The sequence below is a fragment of the Actinosynnema mirum DSM 43827 genome (genome assembly GCF_000023245.1).
Classification (GTDB): domain Bacteria; phylum Actinomycetota; class Actinomycetes; order Mycobacteriales; family Pseudonocardiaceae; genus Actinosynnema; species Actinosynnema mirum.
This window is the reverse complement of sequence record NC_013093.1, coordinates 217,793-234,431: the sequence shown is the minus strand read 5'-3', so window position 1 is coordinate 234,431 and position 16,639 is coordinate 217,793. Positions and strand designations below refer to the sequence as shown.

Below are 16,639 nucleotides of genomic sequence, written 5' to 3'. Positions count from 1 at the left end.
GCAGTCCCCACCCCGGCCGACTTCACAGCAGCGCCTACGGGTTCAGCACCTCGGTGACCGAGGCGGGCCCGACGAGCGGGACGTCCGGGGAGATCCCGTCCTCCTCCACCAGCACCGCCTCGACCTCGTGCGGCTTGATCGCCCCGGAGCGGATGTCCTCCGCCCAGTGGCAGGCCACCCGGTGGCCGGGCAGCACCTCGCGCAGCGCGGGCCGCTCGGTGTCGCACCTGGTCGCCTGCCGCCACGGGCACCGCGTGTGGAAGCGGCAGCCCGTCGGCGGGTTGGCGGGCGAGGGCAGGTCGCCCTTGAGCAGGATGCGCTCGCGCCGGTCCTCCACCACGGGGTCCGGCACCGGGATCGCCGACAGCAGCGCCCTGGTGTACGGGTGCAGCGGCTCGGCGTACAGCCCGTCCGAGCTCGCCTCCTCCACGATCCCGCCCAGGTACATGACGCCGACCCGGTCGGCGATGTGCCGCACGACCGCGAGGTCGTGGGCGATCACCAGGTAGGTCAGCCCCAGCTTCTCCTGCAGCTCCTCCAGCAGGTTCACCACCTGCGCCTGCACCGACACGTCGAGCGCGGACACCGGCTCGTCGGCGATGATCAGGTCGGGCTCGACCGCCAGCGCGCGGGCGATGCCGATGCGCTGGCGCTGGCCGCCGGAGAACTCGTGCGGGTACTTGCGCAGCGAGGTCGACGGCAGGCCCACGGCGGCCAGCAGCTCGCGCAGGCGCTTGCCGGTGGCCTCCTTGCCCTTGTCCAGCCCGTGCGCGCGCAGCCCCTCGACCAGGATCGACTCGACCGACTGGCGCGGGTCCAGCGAGGACATCGGGTCCTGGAAGACCATCTGCATCCGCTGCCGCATGGTGCGCAGCGCCTCGCCCTTGAGCGTGGACAGGTCGGTGCCGTCGAACACGACCCGGCCGCCGGTCGGCTCGGTGAGCCGCAGCACGGCCCTGCCGAGCGTGGACTTGCCGCAGCCGGACTCGCCGACCAGGCCGTACGTCTCGCCCTTGCGGATGCTCAGGTCCACGCCGTCGACCGCGTACACGTGGCCGACGGTGCGGTCCAGGAAGACGCCCCGCTTGATCGGGAAGTGGACCTGGATGCCCTCGATCGAGATGAGGGCGTCGCCCTCGGGGGCCCGCTCGGCCTGAACGGGTTCTGCCGCGGTCACGCGCCCACCTCCTCTGCGACCTCGGGCCGCACCGGGTTGTGGCAGCGCAGCAGCCTGCCGCCGCCGAGGTCCTCCTGCTCCGGCGTGGTCGTCACGCACACGTCCAGCGCGTTCGGGCAGCGCGGCGCGAACGCGCAGCCGCCCTCCCACGGGATGTTGTCGGCGACCGAGCCCTTGATGGGCACCAGCCGCTCGCCGCGCGGCGCGTCCAGCCTCGGGATGGAGGCCAGCAGGCCGTGGGTGTACGGGTGGCGCGGCTGCCCGAAGAGCTCGTGCCGCCGCGCCTTCTCCACGACGCGACCGCCGTAGAGCACGTTCACCTCGTCGCACAGGCCGGCGACGACGCCCAGGTCGTGCGTGATCATGACCAGCGCGGTCCCGGTGTCCTGCACCAGTTCCTTGAGCAGCGCCAGGATCTGAGCCTGGATGGTCACGTCCAGCGCCGTGGTCGGCTCGTCCGCGATGAGCAGCCGGGGGCGGCAGGCGAGCGCGATGGCGATCAGCGCGCGCTGGCGCATCCCGCCGGACAGCTGGTGCGGGTACTCGGAGAGCCGCCGGGTCGGGTCGGGGATGCCGACCTTGTCCAGCAGGTCGGCCGCCTCGACCATGGCCTGCTTGCGGGCCATGCCCCGGTGCCGCTCCAGCACCTCGGTGACCTGGAGGCCGATCGGGATGACCGGGTTGAGCGAGGACAGCGGGTCCTGGAACACCATGCCCAGGTCGCGCCCGCGCCGGTCGCGCATCTGGCGGTCGGACAGCTTCAGCAGGTCGGTGCCCTCGTAGCCGACCGACCCGGTGATCCGCGCCCCGCGCTTGGGCAGCAGGCCCATGATCGCGAGGGAGGTCACCGACTTGCCGCAGCCGGACTCACCGACCAGGCCGACGGTCTGGCCGGGCTCGACGTCGAAGCTGACCCCGTCCACGGCGGTGAAGGGCTGCTCGCCCTTGCGCTCGAAGACGACGGTGAGGTCGCGGACTTCCAGCAGTGCCATCGGGATCACCGCCTGTTCTTGGGGTCGAGCGCGTCGCGCAGGGACTCACCGACCAGGGTGAAGCCGAGCGCGATCACGATGATGCAGCCCGCGGGCCAGAAGGCCAGGTGCGGGTGGCTGTCGATCACGGTCTGGGCGCTGCCGAGCATCTGACCCCACTCGGGGATCGTGTCGTCGGGGTTGCCCAGGCCCAGGAACGACAGCGCCGCCGCGTCGATGATCGACGTGGCCAGCACCAGGGTGGACTGGACGATGACCGGGCCGAGCGAGTTCGGCAGCATGTGCCGGAACACGATCGGGCCGGGCTTCACGCCGAGCGCGGTGGCGGCCAGCACGTGGTCGCTGGAGCGCTGGGCGAGCATCGAGCCGCGCAGCAGCCGGGCGAACACCGGGATCTGCACGATGGACACCGCGAGGATCACGGTGAGCAGGCTGGGCCTGGCGAACAGCGCGCCGATGCCGAAGGCCAGCAGCAGCTGCGGGATCGACAGCATGACGTCGACGACGCGCATGACGAGCGAGTCGACCCAGCCGCCGAACGCGCCGGCGAGGATGCCGAGCACCATGCCGCCCGCGAGGCCGATCAGCGTGGCGAACACGCCGACCAGCAGGGTCTGCTGGGCGCCGACGAGCAGCCGGGACAGCAGGTCGCGGCCGACCAGGTCGCCGCCGAGGGGGTAGCCCTCCTGCGGGCCGGGGATCTGGTTGCGGGCCTTGATGACCTGGTCGATCAGGTCGCGGGCCGCGGGGTCGTGCGGGGCGAGCCACGGCGCGATCGCCGCGACGACCAGGAACAGCGCGATGATCGCCGCGCCGAGCAGGAAGACCGGGCTGCGCCGCAGCCGCTTCCAGGCGCTGGCGGCGAGGCTGACGCCGGAGTCGGAGGCCGAGCTCTCGGCGAGAGCGTCGATCCGCTCCTTCTTCGTGGTGGGGGTCATGAGCGGCTACCTCGCCCTGATCCGAGGGTCGATGAGCGCGTACGACAGGTCCACCAGCAGGTTCACCAGCACGTAGATCATGGCGGCGACCAGGATGAACATCTGCAGGACCGGGTAGTCCCTGCGCTCGAACCCGATGGCCAGCGCCTCGCCGACGCCGGGGAAGGCGAACACCTTCTCGGTGAGCACCGCGCCTGCCAGCAGCGCGCCGATCTGCAGGCCGATGGTGGTGACCACGGGCAGCATCGCGTTGCGCAGGATGTGCCTGCGGCGGATGACGCTGCCCAGCAGGCCCTTGGACTCGGCGGTGCGCACGTAGTCCTCGTTCAGCACGTCGAGCACCGCCGCCCTGGTGATCCGGAAGATCACCGCGAACGGGATGGTGGCCAGCGCGCACGCGGGCAGGACCAGGTGCGTCAGCGCGTTCAGCGCGGCGTCCCACTCCTGCGTGAGGAAGCCGTCGAGGACGAAGAAGCCGGTGACGCGGGTCGCGTCGAGGCCGGCGGACTGCCTGCCCGCGGAGGGCAGCCAGCCCAGCTGCGACGCGAAGACGTACTTGAGCAGGTAGGCCAGGAAGAAGACCGGCACGGCGACGCCGATCAGCGAGCCGCCCACGCTCAGGTTGTCGAACAGGCCGCCGCGCTTGCGGGCGGCCAGGTAGCCCAGGGGGATCCCCAGCGCGATCGCGATCAGCATGGCGAAGGCGCTCAGCTCGATCGTGGCGGGGAAGCGCTGGAGGAAGATGTCCACCACCGCGTCACCCGGCTGCACGCCGGTCGAGTTGCCGAAGTCCCCGGTGAGGGCGCGGCCCAGGAATTTGAAGTACTGGACGAAGATCGGCTGGTCCAAGCCGAGCTGCTTGCTCAACGCCGCCCGTGACTCTTCCGTGCCGCGCTCCCCCAGGAGGGCCGATGCCGGCCCTCCCGGGAGTGCGCGCAACCACGAGAAGACGAGCAACGAGAGCACCAGCACCACGACGACGAGCTGGATCAGCCGTCGGATGGTGTAGCGGAGCACTGGTTCAACCCCGTTGTCTCTGTGGTGGAGTGGTAGTCAGTCCGGTCAGTTGACCGTGACGTCGACGAACTTCTCGTCGGTCAGCGGGCTCGGAGTGATGCCCTTGACGGTGTTCTTCACGACCAGCGCGGGCGGCGAGTGCGAGATCGGCAGCGCCGGCACGTACTCGGCCATGATCTTGCGGTTGATCTCCTTGTAGAGGTCGTACCGCTTGGTCCGGTCCGGCTCCGCGTCAGCCGTCTTCAGCTGCGCGGACAGGTCGGCGCCCCACGCGGAGGCCCCGGTGTTGAAGCGGTTGGCCGGGTTGCCGAAGAAGGTGCCCACCCAGTTGTCCGCGCTACCGGTGTCGCCGGTCCAGCCGAGCAGGAACAGGTCGGCCTGCGCGCCCTGGTCGACGTCGGTCAGGTAGCCGCCGTTCCACGGCTTGGTGACCGCCTCCACCTTGATGCCCGCGGCCTGCAGGTCCGCGGCGATGGCGCCGTAGAGGTCCTTCGGGCTGGGCATGTACGGGCGGCTGACCTCGGAGGGCCAGTAGAACTTCAGCGTCAGGTCGGACGCGCCCGCCTCGGCGAGCAGCGACTTGGCCTTGTCGACCGAGTACTCGTACTTCTGCACGTCGTCGGCGTAGCCGCCCACGGTCTTCGGGATGAACTGCGTCGCGACCTCGGCGCCCTCGGGCAGCTGGGACTTGACCAGCTGCTCGCGGTTGATCGCGTGCAGCAGCGCCTGGCGGACCTTGAGGTCCTGGAGCTTCGGGTTCCGCTTCTGGTTGATGCCCACGTAGAAGACGTTGAACGCCGGGCGGACCTCGACGTTGAAGCCACCGCTCTTCAGGCTGTCCCAGTCGGCGGCGTTCGGGAAGTCGAAGCCGTCGATGTCACCGGACTGCAGCGCCTGCTTGCGGGCGGTCTCGTCGGGGATGATCCGGAAGACCAGCTTGTCCAGCTTGGTCTTCTCGCCCCAGTAGTCGTCGTTGCGCACGAGCTCGACGACGTTGTTCGCCTTGTCGTACTTGCCGAACTTGAACGGGCCCGTGCCGGTCGGGTGCTCGTTCGCGTAGGCCGGGAAGACGAAGCTGTCGCCCTGGGCCTTCACGTCGTCGGCGTTGAACTCCTTCAGGGCCTTCGGGCTCTGCATGGAGAACGACGGCAGGCCCAGGATGTCCGGGAACTTGGACGTCGTCTTGGTCAGGGTGACCACGGCGGTGTCGGCGCCCTCGGCGGCGCAGCTCTTGTAGAGCGACGTCTCCGGCTTGTCGGAGAAGCCGCCGAAGTTGTCGACGTAGTACTGGGAGACGGCGTCGGACTGCGCGTCGCCCTTCAGGTTGTACCAGCGGTCGAAGTTGAAGCAGACGGCCTCGGCGTTGAAGTCGCTGCCGTCGTGGAACTTCACGCCCGTCTCGAGCTTGAACGTCCACGTGAGGCCGTCGGGAGTGCTCGACCACTCCTTGGCCAGCGAGGGCGCGGGCTCGGCGGTGCCGGGCTTGAACGTGGTCAGGCCGTCGAACATCTGCCTGGCGACGCGGAAGGTCTCACCGTCGGTCGCGAACATCGGGTCGAACAGCTTCGGGGCTCCCGCGGCCCCGAAGGTGAACGTCCCGCCCGCGGCGCCGCCGGTCCCGGAGTCCTGGCTGCGCTCGGACTGCACGCAGGAGGTGAGGACGAGCGCGGCGGCACTGGTGAGACCGATCGCAGCCACCCAGCGTCGCTGGGCCGATCGGGAATGAACCATCAAACACACCCCTATGGGAATTCCGGGATCTCACGGTGTGGTCACGGACGATAACCGGTCCTCACAACCTTCTAGACCGGCCGAGGTCACGATCCGGCCACGTGGCAGTTGATTGTCGTACGTCCGGCGCACCTCCGCTGACCCGGCGTGATCACCGTGGGTCGGGCAAACGCTCTCCTACGCTGTAGAACGGACGGTGACCAGGACCTCGGCGGGAGGGGGGAACCCGGTGGGCGAGCAGCTCGAGCTGGGCGTCCTCGGACCGCTGCGGGTGGTGGTCGGCGGGCGGCACGTCGCGGTGCGCGCGGGCAGGCAGCGGTGCCTGCTGGCGTCCCTGCTGACGCGGCCGGGATCGCCGGTCTCGGTGGACGAGCTGGCCGAGCACGTGTGGGGCGACCGGCCGCCCGCGCGGGCCAGGCAGACCCTGCACACCTACGTCATGCGGCTGCGCAGGCTCCTCGGCCCGGAGGTGCCGATCCGGACCGTCCCGGACGGCTACCTGGTGGACGTCCCGGCCGCCTCCGTGGACGTCGCCAGGTTCGACGGGCTGCTCGCGCTCGGCGACCGCGAGCAGGCCGCCGGACGGCTCGCCGAGGCCTCGTCCGCGCTGGCAGCGGCCTTGGAGCTGTGGCGGGGACCGGCGCTGGCGGACGTCCCGTCGGCGGTGCTGCACCGCGACGAGGCGCCCCGGCTGACCGAGTGCGGGCTGCACGCGCGAGAGCGCCGAGCGGAGGTCGACCTGGCGCTCGGGCGGCACGCCGAACTGGTGCCGGAGCTGACCGCGCTGACCGCCGAGCACCCCCTGCGGGAGCGCCTGTGGGCGCAGCTCGTGGTGGCCCTGCACCGCTCGGGAAGGCGGGCCGAGGCGCTGGCCGCGTACGACCGGGTGAGCGCCCTCCTGGCCGAGGAGCTGGGCATCGACCCCGGCGGGGAGCTGCGCCGCGTGCACCGGGCCGTGCTGGCCGACGAGGGCGGTCCCGCCCCTGGTCCGGAGGGGGCGGAGAGCGGTCCGGAACCGGTCGCGCCGTCCCAGCTCCCGGCGGGCGCCGGGGACTTCGTGGGGCGCTCGAACTCGGTTCACCTCGTGGAAACACTGCTGCGCAGATCACACGGTGTGCCGGTCGTCACCTTGTCCGGGCAACCCGGAGTAGGTAAAACCGCCCTCGCCGTGCACGCCGCGCACCGGTTGCGCGGGGACTTCCCGGACGGTCAGCTGTACGTGAACCTGCGTGGACACGCCCAGGGGCCGCCGCTGAGCGCCGTGGACGTGCTGCCGAGGTTCCTGCGCGCCCAGGGCGTCGCCCCCGAGTCGGTGCCGCTGGACCCGGACGAGCAGGAGGCCCTCTACCGCTCCCGGCTGACCGGCAGGCGGGTGCTGGTGGTGCTGGACGACGCGGCGAGCGCCGAGCAGATCCGCCCGCTGCTGCCCGGCTCCCCCGGTTGCGCCGTCCTGGTGACCAGCCGGGACGCGCTGCGCGGCCTGGCGGTCAGCCACGCGGCCACGAACGTGCGCCTGGACGTGCTCGACGACGGCGAGGCCAGGGCGCTGCTGTCCGGGGTGCTCGGCGCGGACGTGGTCGGCTGCCAGCGCGCCGCCACCGGCGAGCTGGTGGCCCTGTGCGCCCACCTGCCGCTGGCGCTGCGGATCGCCGCCGCGAACGTGCTGAGCAGACCGGGGACCACCGTCGCCGAGCACGTGGAGGAGCTGCGCGCGGGCAACCGGCTGGCGGCGCTGAGCGTGGAGGGCGACGAGCGGGCCGCCGTGCAGGCCGCGTTCGACCTGTCGTACGCCGCCCTCAAGCCGGAGCTGGCGCAGCTGTTCCGGCTGCTGGCGGTGGCCCCCGGCGACCTCACCCCGGACCTGGCGGCGGCGCTGGGCGGCCTGCCCGTCCCGGAGGCCCGCAGGCGCCTGCACCGGCTGGCCACGGTGAACCTGGTCGACCGGCCCGCGCCGGGCCGCTACCAGTTCCACGACCTGCTCAGGGACTACGCGGCCCAGCGCCTGGTGGCCGAGGACGGCGAGGCGGGCCGGGACCGGGTGTTCCGCAGGCTGCTGGACTGGTCGATCCGCTCGGTGGACGCCGCCACCGAGGCGCTCAAGAGCACCCTGGTGCGCCACCCTCGCGCCTCGGACGTGCCGGGAGTGGAGCCGAAGCGGTTCGACTCGCCAGCCGAGGCGCTGGCCTGGTTGGACGCGGAGCGGGCGAACCTGGTGGCGCTGGTGTCCCACGCCGCCGCGCGCCCGCCGCACGAGGACGGCTGGCAGTTGGCGGACGCGCTGCGCCGCTACTTCTACCTGGCGGCGCTGCCGGTGGAGTGGCGGGCGGCGGCGGGCGCGGGCCTGGCGTCGGCGCGGGCCGCGCGGGACCCGGTGGGCGAGGCGGCGATGCTGTCGTCGCTGGGGGTCCTGTACTGGTCGATCGGCAGGCACCCGGTGGCCGTCGACCACTTCCTGTCGGCCCTGGGCGTGCAGGAGCGCGGCGGGGCGTGGCCGAGGGCGCGGGCGCAGGTCCTGGCGAACCTGGGGGCCGTGTACATCGACGTGGGCGAGCTGGAGCGGGCGACCGAGCACCTGGAGCGGGCGCTGGCCATCACCGGGGAGATCGGCGCGCTCCAGCAGCAGGGCATCACCCAGCTGAACCTCGGCGGCGTGTACCTCCAGCTGGCCGAGCTGGACCGGGCCGCGGCGTGCTTCGAGGGCGCGCTGGACGTCGGCACGCGCCTCGGGGTGTGGATGACCCAGGCGGACGCGCTGCACGCGCTGGCCGAGGTGGAGCTGCTCAGGGGCGCGCCCGCGCGGGCGGCGGGCCTGTTCGAGCGCTCGGGCGAGCTGTACGGGCTGGCCGGGGCGCGGAGCTTCGCGCACATCCCGCACGAGGGGCTGGCGCAGGCGCACCTGGCGCGGGGCCGGTACGCGGAGGCCATCGCGGAGGCGGGCCGGGCGCTGGAGTTCGCGCAGGAGCGGGAGAACCTGAAGGGCCGCTGCGACGCGAAGAACGTGCTGGGGCAGGCCTTGGTGGGCGCGGGGCGGCTCGTGGAGGGCGCCGGGCGGCACACCGAGGCGCTGGGCATCGCCGAGGAGATCAGCTACCCGTGGGGCATCGTGGCCGCCCGCAGGGGCCTGGCGACGGCGCACCACGCGGCGGGCCGCCTGGTGGAGGCCGAGGAGGCGGCGCGGGGGGCCCTGGAGGGCGCGGCGGCCTACCGGCTGCGGCTGCCCGAGGGCGACGTCCTGGTGCTGCTGGGCCGGATCGAGCTGGACCTCGGCGAGCCTGACCGTGCGTTGGACACGGCGACCCGCGCCGCGGCGGCGGGAGCGGCCTCGGGGAGGCGCCTGCTCGCGGCCCAGGCCGACCACCTGCTCGGGGACCTGAGGGCGGCAGCGGGCGATTCCAGGGCCGCACGGGCCCTCTGGGACGCCGCTGCGGCGGGCTACGAGTCCGCGGGAGCCCCGGAGGCGACGTCTCTCAGAACCCTCCTGCGCCGCGTGTCCTGACCCACGCCCGGCCTGCCCGACGCCCGGCCCCCCTGTGAGGCCTGACCCGTCCGACGCCCGGATCGCCCCACGTCCGGTTCGCCTCAAACCGCTCCACAGCGCGTTCTCCGCCTGGCTGTCTTGCTTCCGCCGCGTTCGTCCCGCTCTGCGGCCCGTCTTCCGCTCGTCAGCCTGCTTCCGCCGCCGCATTCTTCCCCGGAACGCAAAAAAGCCCTGTGGGGCGCACGGATAACCGTGCGCCCCACAGGGAAAGAATGTTCGGCGGCGTCCTACTCTCCCACACCCTCACGAGTGCAGTACCATCGGCGCTGGAAGGCTTAACTACCGGGTTCGGAATGGGACCGGGTGTTCCCCAACCGCAATGACCACCGAAACACTATGAAGATAACCAACCACACAGCACCACCCGTCGCGCCCAACCCCCACAGGGGCCAGTCTGCGACCGGTGACGGTCGGTTCGGTTCCTTCAGAACCGCACAGTGGATGCGTAGCGTCTTCATGACAAGTCCTCGGCCTATTAGTACCGGTCAACTCCAACCATTACTGGTCTTCCATCTCCGGCCTATCAACCCAATAGTCTCTTGGGGGCCTTAACCCACAAAGGGGTGGGACACCTCATCTAGGAACGAGCTTCCCGCTTAGATGCTTTCAGCGGTTATCCCTTCCGAACGTAGCCAACCAGCAATGCCCTTGGCAGGACAACTGGCACACCAGAGGTTCGTCCGTCCCGGTCCTCTCGTACTAGGGACAGCCTTCCGCAAGTATCCTACGCGCGCGGCGGATAGGGACCGAACTGTCTCACGACGTTCTAAACCCAGCTCGCGTACCGCTTTAATGGGCGAACAGCCCAACCCTTGGGACCTACTCCAGCCCCAGGATGCGACGAGCCGACATCGAGGTGCCAAACCATGCCGTCGATATGGACTCTTGGGCAAGATCAGCCTGTTATCCCCGGGGTACCTTTTATCCGTTGAGCGACCACGCTTCCACAAGCCATGGCCGGATCACTAGTTCCGACTTTCGTCCCTGCTCGACCTGTCGGTCTCACAGTCAAGCCCCCTTGTGCACTTGCACTCGACACCTGATTGCCAACCAGGCTGAGGGAACCTTTGAGCGCCTCCGTTACTCTTTGGGAGGCAACCGCCCCAGTTAAACTACCCACCAGGCACTGTCCCTGATCCGGATCACGGACCGAGGTTAGACATCCAGTACGACCAGAGTGGTATTTCAACGACGACTCCACAACCACTGGCGTGGCCGCTTCACAGTCTCCCACCTATCCTACACAAGCCGAACCGAACACCAATACCAAGCTATAGTAAAGGTCCCGGGGTCTTTCCGTCCTGCCGCGCGTAACGAGCATCTTTACTCGTAGTGCAATTTCGCCGGGCCTGTGGTTGAGACAGTCGAGAAGTCGTTACGCCATTCGTGCAGGTCGGAACTTACCCGACAAGGAATTTCGCTACCTTAGGATGGTTATAGTTACCACCGCCGTTTACTGGCGCTTAAGTTCTCAGCTTCGCCCCGAAGAGCTAACCGGTCCCCTTAACGTTCCAGCACCGGGCAGGCGTCAGTCCGTATACATCGTCTTGCGACTTCGCACGGACCTGTGTTTTTAGTAAACAGTCGCTTCTCGCTGGTCTCTGCGGCCGAAAAATCCTAGCCCGTAAAGGGCTTCAAATCCCTCGGCCCCCCTTCTCCCGAAGTTACGGGGGCATTTTGCCGAGTTCCTTAACCACAGTTCGCCCGATCGCCTCGGTATTCTCTACCTGACCACCTGTGTCGGTTTGGGGTACGGGCCGCGTGAAAGCTCGCTAGAGGCTTTTCTCGGCAGCATGGGATCACTCTACTTCGCCTCAATCGGCTATGCATCACGTCTCAGGATACATGGACCGCGGATTTGCCTACGGTCCTCCCTACACGCTTACACCAGTACTACCACTCACTGGCGGAGCTACCCTCCTGCGTCACCCCATCGCTTGACTACTACAAGTTCGGTTCCCGCGCTCCACGTCACCGATCATCCGAAGAATCACGATGGGCTTTGGGCGGTTAGCATCACAAGCCTCGCCATGGGCGCGTTCACACGGGTACGGGAATATCAACCCGTTGTCCATCGACTACGCCTGTCGGCCTCGCCTTAGGTCCCGACTTACCCTGGGCGGATTAGCCTGGCCCAGGAACCCTTGGTCATCCGGCGGCAGAGTTTCTCACTCTGCTTTCGCTACTCATGCCTGCATTCTCACTCGCACAGCCTCCACACCTGGATCACTCCGGCACTTCGCTGGCTGCACGACGCTCCCCTACCCATCAACACATGCGTGTCAATGACACGGCTTCGGCGGTGTGCTTAAGCCCCGCTACATTGTCGGCGCAGGACCACTTGACCAGTGAGCTATTACGCACTCTTTAAAGGGTGGCTGCTTCTAAGCCAACCTCCTGGTTGTCTGTGCGATCCCACATCCTTTCCCACTTAGCACACACTTAGGGGCCTTAGCCGGCGTTCTGGGCTGTTTCCCTCTCGACTACGAAGCTTATCCCCCGCAGTCTCACTGCCGCGCTCTCACGTACCGGCATTCGGAGTTTGGTTGATTTCGGTAAGCTTGTGGGCCCCCTAGACCATCCAGTGCTCTACCTCCGGCACGAAACACACGACGCTGCACCTAAATGCATTTCGGGGAGAACCAGCTATCACGGAGTTTGATTGGCCTTTCACCCCTAACCACAGCTCATCCCCCAGGTTTTCAACCCTGGTGGGTTCGGGCCTCCACGCGGTCTTACCCGCGCTTCACCCTGGCCATGGCTAGATCACTCCGCTTCGGGTCTAGACCACGCGACTCAATCGCCCTATTCGGACTCGCTTTCGCTACGGCTACCCCACACGGGTTAACCTCGCCACGTAGCACTAACTCGCAGGCTCATTCTTCAAAAGGCACGCCGTCACCCCTAAAGGCTCCGACGGATTGTAGGCACACGGTTTCAGGTACTATTTCACTCCCCTCCCGGGGTACTTTTCACCTTTCCCTCACGGTACTAGTCCGCTATCGGTCACCAGGGAGTATTCAGGCTTAGCGGGTGGTCCCGCCAGATTCACAGCAAATTCCACGAGCTCGCTGCTACTTGGGAACACCGTCAGGAGACACTAGGTTTTCGCGTAAGGGGCTCTCACCCTCTACGGCCGCGCTTTCCAGACACGTTCCGCTAACCACAGTGTTTTATGACTCCTCGACCGTCCGGCAGAACGATCAGACAGGTCCCACGACCCCGTACACGCAACCCCTGCCGGGTATCACACGAATACGGTTTAGCCTCTTCCGCTTTCGCTCGCCACTACTCACGGAATCACGGTTGTTTTCTCTTCCTGCGGGTACTGAGATGTTTCACTTCCCCGCGTTCCCTCCACACGCCCTATGTGTTCAGGCGTGGGTGACCCCACATGACTGGGGCCGGGTTTCCCCATTCGGAAATCCTTGGATCTCAGCTCGGTTGACAGCTCCCCAAGGCTTATCGCAGTCTCCTACGTCCTTCATCGGCTCCTGGTGCCAAGGCATCCACCGTATGCCCTTAATAACTTGCCACAAAGATGCTCGCATCCACTGTGCAGTTCTCAAAGAACAAACCGACGACCTCCCACTACTGTCAACGCCTGCCACCCAGTATCTCGGGCAGTGGTTCGCATGACGGGGAAGCCCCGATCACTGAAAGACACTCGCGTGTTCTCTCAGGACCCAACAGCGTACCGAACACTCCTCGAAACCCCCGACCGACCCTTCCACGCCCTCACGGACAGTACTAACTCGGTCGGCAATCCCGATTCACGCATTAGCCAGCATCCACAATATTGAGCTCCACCGGTCGATCGTTCGCCGACCGCGTGGCCTCCACTGACAATCCGAAGACCGCAGTGCAGATGCTCCTTAGAAAGGAGGTGATCCAGCCGCACCTTCCGGTACGGCTACCTTGTTACGACTTCGTCCCAATCGCCAGTCCCACCTTCGACCGCTCCCCCCCTTGCGGGTTGGGCCACGGGCTTCGGGTGTTACCGACTTTCGTGACGTGACGGGCGGTGTGTACAAGGCCCGGGAACGTATTCACCGCAGCGTTGCTGATCTGCGATTACTAGCGACTCCGACTTCACGGGGTCGAGTTGCAGACCCCGATCCGAACTGAGACCGGCTTTATGGGATTCGCTCCACCTCACGGCTTAGCAGCCCTTTGTACCGGCCATTGTAGCATGTGTGAAGCCCTGGACATAAGGGGCATGATGACTTGACGTCATCCCCACCTTCCTCCGAGTTGACCCCGGCAGTCTCCCATGAGTCCCCGCCATAACGCGCTGGCAACATGGAACGAGGGTTGCGCTCGTTGCGGGACTTAACCCAACATCTCACGACACGAGCTGACGACAGCCATGCACCACCTGTACACCGGCCACAAGGGGGCCAATATCTCTACTGGTTTCCAGTGCATGTCAAGCCCAGGTAAGGTTCTTCGCGTTGCATCGAATTAATCCACATGCTCCGCCGCTTGTGCGGGCCCCCGTCAATTCCTTTGAGTTTTAGCCTTGCGGCCGTACTCCCCAGGCGGGGTGCTTAATGCGTTAGCTGCGGCACGGAGGACGTGGAAGTCCCCCACACCTAGCACCCACCGTTTACGGCGTGGACTACCAGGGTATCTAATCCTGTTCGCTCCCCACGCTTTCGCTCCTCAGCGTCAGTATCGGCCCAGAGACCCGCCTTCGCCACCGGTGTTCCTCCTGATATCTGCGCATTTCACCGCTACACCAGGAATTCCAGTCTCCCCTGCCGAACTCAAGTCTGCCCGTATCGACCGCAGGCTCGGGGTTAAGCCCCAAGTTTTCACGGCCGACGCGACAAACCGCCTACGAGCTCTTTACGCCCAATAATTCCGGACAACGCTCGCACCCTACGTATTACCGCGGCTGCTGGCACGTAGTTAGCCGGTGCTTCTTCTGCAGGTACCGTCACTTGCGCTTCGTCCCTGCTGAAAGAGGTTTACAACCCGAAGGCCGTCGTCCCTCACGCGGCGTCGCTGCATCAGGCTTTCGCCCATTGTGCAATATTCCCCACTGCTGCCTCCCGTAGGAGTCTGGGCCGTGTCTCAGTCCCAGTGTGGCCGGTCACCCTCTCAGGCCGGCTACCCGTCGTCGCCTTGGTAGGCCATTACCCCACCAACAAGCTGATAGGCCGCGGGTCCATCCTGTACCGCCGGAACTTTCCAACCAACCCCATGCAGGGAAGGCTCGTATCCGGTATTAGACCTAGTTTCCCAGGCTTATCCCAGAGTACAGGGCAGGTTACCCACGTGTTACTCACCCGTTCGCCGCTCGTGTACCCCGAAGGGCCTTACCGCTCGACTTGCATGTGTTAAGCACGCCGCCAGCGTTCGTCCTGAGCCAGGATCAAACTCTCCAATAATGAATGAGTTGATCGCTCGGACAACCACTGACATGAATTTGTCAGCTGTCCAGTAACAATCTCAAAGGAATCCTCTTGACGAGGATCATAATTTACTGGCTATTCGGCACGCTGTTGAGTTCTCAAAGAACACGCGCTCATCATCACGTTCCGCAGGCGCGGCCCGATCCGAGGCTAGTGCTTGTCCAACGTTTGTGGTGAAACTGACGCCCATGGCCGCAGCACCTCAAGAAGAGGCCGGGCTGGGTCTTCCGTTTCGCAGGTCACCCACTCTACCACACTATCTGGGAGCTTGGTTCGTGACCCTCGCCGCACTCCGTTCCGGTTTTCCCGGCCCGTTCCGTGCTGACATGGAGAACATTACACAAGCGCCCCGCAGAAGTAAAATCGGGGGGTCCGGAGACCTAAAACCGCAGCTAGCGGAGGATCACCCGGTCCGCGCGGGCCTTCGTGCCGTCCACCGCGAACCACCCGCGCTCGAAGTCCTGCCACCGGCGGAGGTGGATCCGGCAGTCCTCGCCGTCCCGCGCGACCGCGCGCTCCAGGCGCTCGGACTCCGACGGCACCTCCACCCACACCGCGAGGTCCAACCGGTCCGCGATCGCCCTGCGCGCGGAGGACACGCCCTCCAGCACCAGGACCTCCGGCGGCTCGAAGGTGATCCACTCCCCCGGCTTCGGCTCGCCGCCGACCCACTCGACGCGCTGGTAGTGGGCGGGCTCGTCGCGCCAGAGCGGTTCGAGCACGCCCTCCACCAACCTCGGCCACCACGCCACCGGGTCGTCCCAGGTGGCGAAGTGGTCCGTCGGCACCACCACGCCGCCGAGCGAGCGGGCGTAGGTGGTCTTGCCCGAGCCCGACGGCCCGTCGACGGCGATCAGGAGCACCGGGCGACCGCGCTCAGAGGCTCCGGCGCCCGGACAGGGCGCGCCCCAGCGTCAGCTCGTCCGCGAACTCCAGGTCACCGCCCATCGGCAGGCCGGAGGCCAGCCGCGTCACGGACAGACCGGGGAAGTCGCGCAGCATCCGCACCAGATAGGTGGCGGTCGCCTCGCCCTCGGTGTTCGGGTCCGTCGCGATGATGATCTCGCTGACGTCGGTCCCGATCCTGGTGAGCAGCTGCCTGATCCGCAGCTGGTCCGGCCCGATCCCGGACAGCGGGTCGAGCGCGCCGCCCAGCACGTGGTAGCGGCCCTTGAACTCGCGGGTCCGCTCGACCGCGAGGACGTCCTTCGGCTCCTCCACCACGCAGATGAGCGTGAGGTCGCGCCTCGGGTCGCGGCAGATGCGGCAGGTCGTCTCGGCCGAGACGTTGCCGCACACCTCGCAGAAGACCACGCCCTCCTTCACCTTCTGGAGGGCGTCCTGCAGCCTGCCGATGTCCGCGGGCTCCGCGGCCAGCAGGTGGAAGGCGATGCGCTGCGCGCTCTTGGGACCCACGCCCGGCAGTCGGCCGAGCTCGTCGATCAGGTCCTGGACCGGGCCCTCGTACATCAGCCGAACAGCTTGCCGAGGCCGCCGAGGCCGTCCAGCCCGCCCATGCCGCTGGCCAGGGGGCCCATCTTCTGCGCGGCCAGCTCCTGCGCCGCGCGGTTGGCGTCGCGCACGGCGGCGACGACCAGGTCGGACAGGGTCTCCACGTCCTCGGGGTCGACCGCCCTGGGGTCGATCGCGAGGCTCTTGAGCTCGCCGCCACCGGTGACGACGGCCCGGACCAGGCCCCCGCCCGCGGTGCCGGTGACCTCGGCCTCGGTGAGCTCCTGCTGCGCGGTGGCGAGCTGCTGCTGCATCATCTGCGCCTGCTGGAGGATCTGCTGCATGTTGGGCTGACCGGGTTGCACCGCGGTTCC

9 protein-coding genes and 3 rRNA genes are annotated in these 16,639 nt (G+C 67.4%); 1 reads left to right on the top strand and 11 read right to left on the bottom strand.

Annotated features, from left to right (window positions below; all coding sequences use genetic code 11):
* Positions 1 to 34 precede the first annotated feature (34 nt).
* From AMIR_RS01080 to AMIR_RS01060, 5 genes are read right to left on the bottom strand one after another with little or no spacing between them, the layout of a single operon-like run.
* Entirely contained in the window at positions 35 to 1,123 is a 1,089-nt protein-coding gene (locus AMIR_RS01080) for an ABC transporter ATP-binding protein (RefSeq protein ID WP_041837253.1), read from the bottom strand.
* 50 nt (positions 1,124 to 1,173) lie between these two features.
* Complete coding sequence (locus AMIR_RS01075) at positions 1,174 to 2,169, bottom strand: ABC transporter ATP-binding protein (protein WP_012782843.1); 996 nt, start codon at positions 2,167 to 2,169, stop codon at positions 1,174 to 1,176.
* Positions 2,170 to 2,174: 5 nt separating this feature from the next.
* Positions 2,175 to 3,107 carry an ABC transporter permease gene (locus AMIR_RS01070; RefSeq protein ID WP_012782842.1) on the bottom strand — a complete coding sequence of 311 codons (933 nt, stop codon included), beginning with the start codon at positions 3,105 to 3,107 and terminating at the stop codon, positions 2,175 to 2,177.
* A gap of 6 nt (positions 3,108 to 3,113) precedes the next feature.
* Positions 3,114 to 4,124 carry an ABC transporter permease gene (locus tag AMIR_RS01065; RefSeq protein ID WP_012782841.1) on the bottom strand — a complete coding sequence of 337 codons (1,011 nt, stop codon included), beginning with the start codon at positions 4,122 to 4,124 and terminating at the stop codon, positions 3,114 to 3,116.
* A 45-nt stretch (positions 4,125 to 4,169) separates the two neighbouring features.
* Complete coding sequence (locus tag AMIR_RS01060; protein WP_012782840.1) at positions 4,170 to 5,855, bottom strand: ABC transporter substrate-binding protein; 1,686 nt, start codon at positions 5,853 to 5,855, stop codon at positions 4,170 to 4,172.
* Positions 5,856 to 6,084: 229 nt separating this feature from the next.
* Here AMIR_RS01060 and AMIR_RS01055 point away from each other — a divergent pair, with 229 nt between their 5' ends.
* Positions 6,085 to 9,351 carry an AfsR/SARP family transcriptional regulator gene (locus AMIR_RS01055; protein ID WP_012782839.1) on the top strand — a complete coding sequence of 1,089 codons (3,267 nt, stop codon included), beginning with the start codon at positions 6,085 to 6,087 and terminating at the stop codon, positions 9,349 to 9,351.
* 256 nt (positions 9,352 to 9,607) lie between these two features.
* Here the strand turns inward: AMIR_RS01055 and rrf are convergent.
* The 6 genes from rrf to AMIR_RS01025 form a co-directional block, all read right to left on the bottom strand.
* Positions 9,608 to 9,724: ribosomal RNA gene (gene rrf, locus AMIR_RS01050) — 5S ribosomal RNA — on the bottom strand.
* Between the two features lie 124 nt (positions 9,725 to 9,848).
* Positions 9,849 to 12,929, bottom strand: a 23S ribosomal RNA gene (locus tag AMIR_RS01045).
* A gap of 343 nt (positions 12,930 to 13,272) precedes the next feature.
* A 16S ribosomal RNA gene (locus tag AMIR_RS01040) occupies positions 13,273 to 14,789 on the bottom strand.
* Together the 16S, 23S and 5S rRNA genes form the textbook arrangement of a ribosomal RNA operon.
* Positions 14,790 to 15,205: 416 nt before the next feature.
* The gene (locus AMIR_RS01035) at positions 15,206 to 15,676 is read right to left on the bottom strand and encodes a uridine kinase family protein (RefSeq protein ID WP_012782838.1); all 471 of its coding nucleotides are present in this window, start codon (positions 15,674 to 15,676) and stop codon (positions 15,206 to 15,208) included.
* A gap of 13 nt (positions 15,677 to 15,689) precedes the next feature.
* Positions 15,690 to 16,283, bottom strand: coding sequence for a recombination mediator RecR (recR, locus tag AMIR_RS01030; RefSeq protein ID WP_012782837.1), 594 nt, complete (start codon positions 16,281 to 16,283; stop codon positions 15,690 to 15,692).
* Entirely contained in the window at positions 16,283 to 16,630 is a 348-nt protein-coding gene (locus AMIR_RS01025) for a YbaB/EbfC family nucleoid-associated protein (RefSeq protein ID WP_012782836.1), read from the bottom strand. Before AMIR_RS01025 ends, recR begins: the two co-directional genes overlap by 1 nt.
* Positions 16,631 to 16,639: the final 9 nt, after the last annotated feature.